6 protein-coding genes are annotated in these 7,639 nt (G+C 33.1%); all 6 read left to right on the forward strand.

All coding sequences use genetic code 11. The features are described from left to right. Positions 1–250: 250 nt before the first annotated feature. The 6 genes from Q0138_RS01595 to Q0138_RS01620 all read left to right on the forward strand — a co-directional run bounded on the left by Q0138_RS01595 (position 251) and on the right by Q0138_RS01620 (position 7,519). Positions 251–1,459 (forward strand): ammonium transporter, encoded by a 1,209-nt coding sequence (locus Q0138_RS01595; RefSeq protein ID WP_297980005.1) that lies wholly within the window; start codon positions 251–253, stop codon positions 1,457–1,459. 198 nt (positions 1,460–1,657) lie between these two features. Further along, positions 1,658–1,996: a P-II family nitrogen regulator gene (locus tag Q0138_RS01600; protein WP_297980008.1), complete on the forward strand. Its 339-nt coding sequence runs from the start codon at positions 1,658–1,660 to the stop codon at positions 1,994–1,996. Positions 1,997–2,525: 529 nt separating this feature from the next. Further along, a complete protein-coding gene (locus Q0138_RS01605) occupies positions 2,526–2,768 on the forward strand; it encodes a DUF5654 family protein (RefSeq protein WP_297980011.1) in 243 nt (80 codons plus the stop codon). A gap of 411 nt (positions 2,769–3,179) precedes the next feature. Then, the gene (locus Q0138_RS01610; protein ID WP_297980013.1) at positions 3,180–6,704 is read left to right on the forward strand and encodes a DUF5814 domain-containing protein; all 3,525 of its coding nucleotides are present in this window, start codon (positions 3,180–3,182) and stop codon (positions 6,702–6,704) included. 19 nt (positions 6,705–6,723) lie between these two features. Beyond that, on the forward strand, positions 6,724–7,101 hold the full coding sequence (locus Q0138_RS01615) for a hypothetical protein (protein WP_297980015.1): 378 nt from the start codon (positions 6,724–6,726) through the stop codon (positions 7,099–7,101). A gap of 91 nt (positions 7,102–7,192) precedes the next feature. Continuing rightward, positions 7,193–7,519: an MGMT family protein gene (locus Q0138_RS01620; protein WP_297980018.1), complete on the forward strand. Its 327-nt coding sequence runs from the start codon at positions 7,193–7,195 to the stop codon at positions 7,517–7,519. Positions 7,520–7,639: the final 120 nt, after the last annotated feature.

Consider the following 7,639-nt stretch of genomic DNA (forward strand, 5'->3'; position numbering starts at 1 on the left):
TTTACTATTTTTATTTTAATTTTTTTTAATTTTTAGAATTCTTTTAAAGTTTAATGATTTAGATTTAAATTTTTAATAAAATTCATTGTAAAAAAACTAACATTTATATACTATCTTGTACAATATATTCTTGTCGGAATAGGATTTCCGTTTCCGACTAAAAAATTATTTTTACTTTAATAAGTTATTTTTACAATTTTTGTGATAAAAATTATTATTTTTTTATTTAATTAAATTTTTGAGGATTAATATGTTATTAGATACAGGAGATACAGCTTGGATGTTAGTATGTATCATTATGGTACTTTTAATGACTATTCCAGGCTTGGCGTTTTTTTATGGTGGACTTTCAAAAAGGAAAAATGTTTTAAATACAATGTTTTTATCCTTGATTGCATTTGCAATAGCAAGTATCATTTGGGTGGCCTATGGTTATCAGGTCGCATTTGCTCCCTCTTCAATAGCTGGCTTTATAGGACAACCAGTAAATTTATTCCTTGAGGGCATTGGTGTGGACTCCCTAACAGGTACAATCCCTACTCTTGTTTTTGCAGGATTTCAATTAACCTTTGCAGGCCTTACTGCAGCACTTGTTTCAGGTTCAATTGTTGGAAGAATGAAAACCGGTCCTTGGGTACTGTTTACAATCCTATGGGTTAGTCTTGTCTATGTTCCGGTCTGTCACTGGATTTGGGGTGGCGGATGGCTAATGAATATGGGAGCTATCGATTTTGCAGGAGGAGTTGCTGTTGAAGTCAATTCAGGTTTCTCAGCTCTTGCATTGGCATTGGTTCTCGGTAAGCGTAAGGACACTTCCCTTTTACCTCACAATTTAGGTTATTCCATTTTAGGTGCAGGATTCCTTTGGTTTGGATGGATGGGATTCAACGGAGGATCAGCCCTTGCAGCTAATGGTCTTGCAGGTTCTGCAATATTGATTTCAAACACTGCAGCAGCAGTTGCAATGATTACATGGGTGATTTTGGATATTATAAAACTTGGAAAACCAACTGTATTGGGTGCTATTACCGGTGTAGTTGCAGGTCTTGTTGCAATCACACCTGCAGCAGGTTTCGTTCCATTGTCAGGATCAATTGTAATTGGCATAGGTGCAGCATTGATTTCATATTATGCAATTTACAATCTCAAGTCAAGATTTGATTATGATGACGCTTTGGATGTATTTGGTGTTCACGGTCTCTCTGGAGTCTGGGGTCTTATTGCTACAGGATTGTTTGCATCTCCAGCAATCAATGGGGTTGCAGGTTTATTCTATGGAAATCCCGGTCAATTGACTGTTCAGCTCATAAGTGTTGTGGCTACAGCAATCTACACATTTGCAATAAGTTTCATAATTGCAAAGGTTCTTGATAAAGCTTGTGGATTAAGAGTGGAAGACAAGGAGGAAATCGGAGGATTGGATTCCTACCTACACGAGGAATCTGGTTACAGATTATAATAAAAAGGTTTAAGATTTTATTTTAAGATTTTATTTTAAGATTTTATTTTAAAATTTTATTTTAAGATTTTATTTTAAGATTTTATTTTAAGATTTTGTTTTTTAAAATTTTTAGTATGTTTATTAAGTCAAATAAAATTTTAAAAATTCTTTAAGTATATGTATTATTTCAAATAAAGATTTAAACAGAGGGATTTTATGAAAAGAATTATTGCAGTAATCCGTGAGGAAATGTTTGAAAACGTTAAAAGAGCATTGCTGGAAGCGGGTTGTGAAGGTATGAACGTTTCTGAAGTTAAGGGAAGAGGAAGACAATTAGGCGTAAAGGAATCTTATAGAGGCTCAAGCTATTGTATTGATCTTATTCCAAAAACTCGTGTTGAATTGATTGTTAATGAGGATGACCTTGAAGACATTTTATCAATTCTTATAGAAAGTGCACGTACAGGTGAAGTCGGAGACGGTAAGATATTTGTTTCAGATGTGGAAGAGGTAATACGTATTAGAACTGGTGAAAGAGGTTCTGATGCTGTATAATTTTTGATTATTCTAATCAGAAATTTATTTCTTCTTTTCTTTTTTTATTTTTTAAGTATTTCAATTTTTTATAATTAACTAATTAGTTTTTATTAAAATTAGTTTATTGTTATTTCTTTTTTTAATATTTTCATTAAAATTACCTATTTTATTTTTCAATTTTAATTTATTAATTGTCTACTAAACTTTATATATTTTCCTAATTTTTCTTAATTTAATGTTTAAAAAATAGCCTATTTTTTAATTTAGATAAAAATTATTTTCTGAATTAATTTTTAAATTTAATTTTTTCATTGTTTTTTGAAAATAATTACTTTTTTTAATGAAAATTTATTTTGTAGTAATAATTTTTCATTTTTTTAGTATTAACCTTTATATATTATTAAAAACAAAATATTATTAACTATTAATTAGTATTAGTTTATTCAAATGCCAAATATTTAAGAGATTAATTATTTGGCAAATATTTTAGTTAATATCTAATTTTAGTTAAGATTTTTAAAATTTAAAAAAATTAAGGAGTGTTTTTATGTCTGAAGTAGGTCAAACAGTCATTAAGACTATTATTACTTTAGTAACTACTGCTTTCGGTTTAGTTGCTGGTTTAGCATGGAACGATGCTATTCAAACATTAATTGAATCTGTAATGGGTGCAGGAGACGCACTTACCGGATTATTCATTTATGCAATTGTAGTAACTATTATTGCAGTAGTAGTAACCATTATCCTTGCAAGAATTGCAGGTAAAATGGGTGTAGAATTAGACGAATAAGTTTAATCTTGTTCATTTTTAGATTATTTTTTTAAATAATCTATTTTTTTTATTTTTTTAAACCTTTTTTATATTTATTTTTTTATTTTAAAGCTTTTTTTAGTTATTTTTTATTCTTAAGCTTTTTTTAAATCTTTTTTTAGCAATAATTTTTTATTAAAATCTTTTTTTAAATACTATTCTTGAATAATATATTTTTTTAATCTTTTTTTAGAAATTTTTAAATTTTAATTAATTTTTTTTTACTTATTTTATGCCGTTTTTTTTTAAAATTCCATTTTACTTATTGGAGCTGTTTTTTTTTAAAATTCCATAAAAAACTTTTAACTATTTATAAAGTAATTTACATAAATATAAAGTGATAAGTGATTAATCAAAATTTATTCAAAAACAATTCTTTAGGAATCAAATATGATAGTATTAAACAAAAGAAAAAAGTCTTGGGAATTATATCCTATAGGAAGTCCGAAGGGCGCTTTAAATACAAAACGTGACCCTGAATTTATTGGAGTCTTGAAGTTCAATAGGGATGAGGAGGACAATCTCATCATAAAGCGTTTTGTTGTTAAGGATGATAAGGAAGACAAGCTTTACCCTCCTTCAAAGGCATTGAACCTATTAAGGTCTCAGGCTGTTTTCTTGGCACAGAAGGATAAGGAAATGGAGACATTCCTTGAACAGAACAATGTAAAGGTCAGATTTACAAACATCTGCCAGCATTGTAGTTATGAAGGTCAGGTAACCATAATCAACAAGGATTTCTCCTACCGTTATCATGACCAGCTGATTTGCAAGTCCTGTGCCGAAGACACTATCAAGAGGGAGCTTCAGCTTAGAGGCTATGACAAGAAGGTATTTAGGAACTTTAAGAAGGTTTTAGACAAGACAGGTACATTGGACACAGTCTTGGAAATGCTTTCCCCAAGGTTTGATCCCCTAAAGCATTCAGACTTGACCCTCTTTGACAATATTGAAATCAAGGAGGACAAGATTCCTCAGGTTCCAATCAGAAGGCTAAAGCTTCCAAAGGAATTCAAGGATGTAATACTTAAGGATAAGAACCAATATCTGCTTCCTGTACAATTTTTGGCAATTCGTGCAGGTCTTTTGAGGGATAAGAATCTTCTTGTTGTTTCAGCTACAGGCAGTGGAAAGACCTTGGTTGGAGAGCTTGCAGGGGTTCCAAAGGCATTGAACGGTAAGAAATTCCTCTTTTTGACCCCCCTTGTTGCACTTGCAAACCAGAAATACAGGGACTTTAAAAAGAGATATGAACCTCTCGGTCTCAAGGTTGCAATTAAGGTAGGTATGAACAGAATCAAGGCAAAGGGTGAGCTTAAGTTACCTGATTCAAACATTGCAGATGCAGACATTGTTGTAGGTACCTATGAGGGAATCGATTTTCTAATAAGATCCGGAAAATCCCATCTTCTGAATGATTTGGGCCTTGTCCTTATAGATGAAATCCATACAATCTCAGATGAGGAAAGGGGTCTTAGGTTAAACGGTTTGATTAAGCGTATTGAACATATTTTCCCAAACACTCAAGTGATAGGTTTGTCTGCAACCATTAAAAATCCAAAGACCTTGGCCCATGATTTCAATATGGATCTGGTTCAGTATAAGGAGCGTCCTGTACCTCTTGAAAGGCATATAATATTTGCAAGGGGAGATATTCAAAGAAGGCTTCTAATGAGAAAATTGGTTCACAAGGAATTTTACACCCAATCATCAAAGGGTTTCAATGGTCAAACCTTAATATTTACCAATTCAAGAAGAAAAACCCATAAGATTGCTAATTTCCTATCAAACAAGGGAATAAGCGCTTCAGCATATCATGCAGGATTGTCCTACTTCAAGAAGGAAAAGATAGAAAAGGACTTTTCAAAGGGCAAGATTGCTGCTGTTGTAACAACAGCTGCCCTTGCAGCAGGTGTGGATTTCCCAGCTTCACAGGTAATTTTTGAATCATTGCTGATGGGCAATAAGTGGATTTCTCCAAATGAATTCTCACAGATGTTGGGAAGGGCTGGAAGGCCTAGCTATCATGACAGGGGTTTGATTTATCTAATTCCTGAAATAGGCAATGAGTTTGATGGTGAAAGTGAAGAGGCAATGGCATTGGACTTGCTTGAAAGTGGAGTGGAGGACATTTTTGTAGACTATACTGAGGAAGGATCCCTTGAACAGATACTTGCTGATATATCATCAGAGTCATTAAGGAAAGTTAGGGATGTTCGTGAATTCTATAAAAATATTCCGGTTCCAATGGATATAGACACAGCTCTTGACGAACTTATTGACAAGAAGGCAATTGATGTATATTCTGATGGTACAATAGAGGTTACAAGATTTGGAAGGGCAGTTGCCATGTCATTCTTGTCTCTCAGTGATGGGGTTATCATTAAGGAATCAATGGAAAATAGGAATTACTTGAATCAGTACTATAAGAAGCCATTCTTTAAGACAAACCTTAAGGAACTTCATAAGATTTCAAATAGGATAGATAATGAGAATGATGAAATAGCGAAGAAAAACATTAGGGTTCAAAATAGATTGAATGCTAATAAAAATGAGGAATTTGAGGAAAAAAAGACTAAGAAGTCTAAAAAGACTAAGAAGTCTAAAAAGAATAAAAAGAATAAAAAGGATAAAAAGGATAAAAAGGATAAAAAGGATAAAAAGGATAAAAAGGATAAAAATATTAAGAAGTCTAAGAAGAATAGTAAAAAAGGCAAAACTTTAAAATCCGATTCTAAAAAAGATAAAAATAATAAGGAATCTTCTAAAAAGAATAAAAATCAAAATAAATCTGATAAAAAATCTAAGAAGAATTCTAAGAAGGATTCTAATAATTCTAAGAAGGATTCTAATAAATCTAAGAAGGATTCTAATAAGAAAAATAAAAAGGAGAATAATTCTAATAAAGGTTCTAAAAAGGATTCTAAGGATTCTAATAAGATGAATAAAAAGGAGAATAATTCTAATAAAGGTTCTAAGAAAGATTCTAAAAAGGGTTCTGCTAATAAAAATAAAGATAATAAGTCTAATAAAGGTTCTAAAAAGGATTCTAAAAAGGATTCTGCTAATAAAAATAAAGATAATAAGTCTAAAAAAGATTCTAATAAAGGTTCTAATAAAGGTTCTAATAAAAGTTCTAAAACTAAAGACTCTAAAAAAGAAGATAATAAAGATTCCAATTTAAAAACAAATTCTAATTATAAAAAAGAGTCTAAAAAGGATTATGGATCTATTAATCAGTCTTCCAATTATAAAGTCATGTATGAAAAGAAGATTGACTTGAAGAAAAGTAAAAAGTCTAAAAAGGGTGGAATTGATTTGGATTCAGACATTTATGTTTCTAAAATTGAGTTTAGGAAGAATATTTTTAGGGACATTAATGAAAAAATGACTAAAAAGGAAGTTAATTCAAATAATTTGCTTAAAGTACAATCAATTGCTATGGATTTGGAATTGTTTGAAAATGCTTATTTGGCTCCAGTTGTTCATAAACAAATTGTCGCAGCATTGAAAATGAACTTCTCAACTCGTTTATTCTCTGAATCAACATTGGATATTATCTCTTCTGGAGAATCCATTGTTAAATTGGATAAGAAATTCCAGGATGCCCTAATTAAGCTTCAATCTGATTTCCTACGTTGTGATTGTGTGGAAAGGCCATTTTGTGATTGCTTGCAAAGGGGAATTTCCTATTATATTCTAAATCAGAGATTAAATAAAAGGGATCCTATCGATATTTCAAAATCCCTATTGAAGGAATATCAAATTCAGGCATATCCTGGAGATATTTTCTCATGGCTGGATGCCTATGTAAGAAATCTGGATGCGATTAAAAGGGTTGCTCAGGCATTTGGAGAAAAGGAGATTGTTAAAGAGGCAGACAATTTAATCAAGATTATTGAAAAGGGAAAATAACTTAAAAAGATTACAGATTATGAAGAAGATTGCTTTTATGATGGTTTGCCTGATGACCATGCTGTTTGTTTCTAACAACACCTTTGCACAGGACAAGAAGAATCCTTTCATCGGCTCATGGTTGGCTACTGCCAGCACTCCAATGGGTGAATCAGAGATGACTATCGTGTTTGAGGAAAATGATGGCAAGATTACAGGTTACATGACCGCAGAGGCTATGGGTGAAGAGAAGATTGAATGCGAAGACATCAACACAGAGAAGGCTGACGAGATTTCTTTCACTTTCTATACAGCTATGGCAGGTATGAACATCGATGTATATCTCACTCTGGATGGTGAAAATGCTGCCAAAGGTGCTATGATGGGTCAATTCCCAATTGAGGCAAAACGCAAATAATCAAGAATAAGACTCAAATATTGAGAGGGACACGCTCAACTAAGGGCGTGTCTTTCTATTATCACCTATCATGAAAGACTACCCAGACAAGATGACAGCCGAAGAGGCACGAAGGTTCGGCGATGACGTGATGAACATTGTGTCACAGATTCCCCATGGCAAGGTCACTACCTACGGAACTATTGCAGCCTTGGCAGGCTGGCCCAGCCATGCCCGCATGGTAGGACGTACATTGCGCTACACCCTTGGCGCCGAGCAACTACCCTGCCACCGTGTTGTAAATAAGGAGGGTCGCACAGCTCCCGGATGGTCACAGCACCACCCCCTGCTGGAGGCAGAGGGTGTCAGTTTTAAGTCAAACGGCCATGTAGATATGGACAAGCATTTCTGGGATCCGTCAGGTCGGGCGAAAACATAACTGCCAGGGGCTTGTGTAAGCTTAATCGTGGTGTTGCCAAGCTTTAGGCATCAGCTTTGCTGGGCGATAGTAAGCAAGATGTCACCTTTCTGCAGTTCAAGGCGGCCATTAGGAACAATA

Source organism: uncultured Methanobrevibacter sp. (assembly GCF_937906425.1).
In the GTDB taxonomy this organism is placed as follows: Archaea; Methanobacteriota; Methanobacteria; order Methanobacteriales; family Methanobacteriaceae; genus Methanobrevibacter.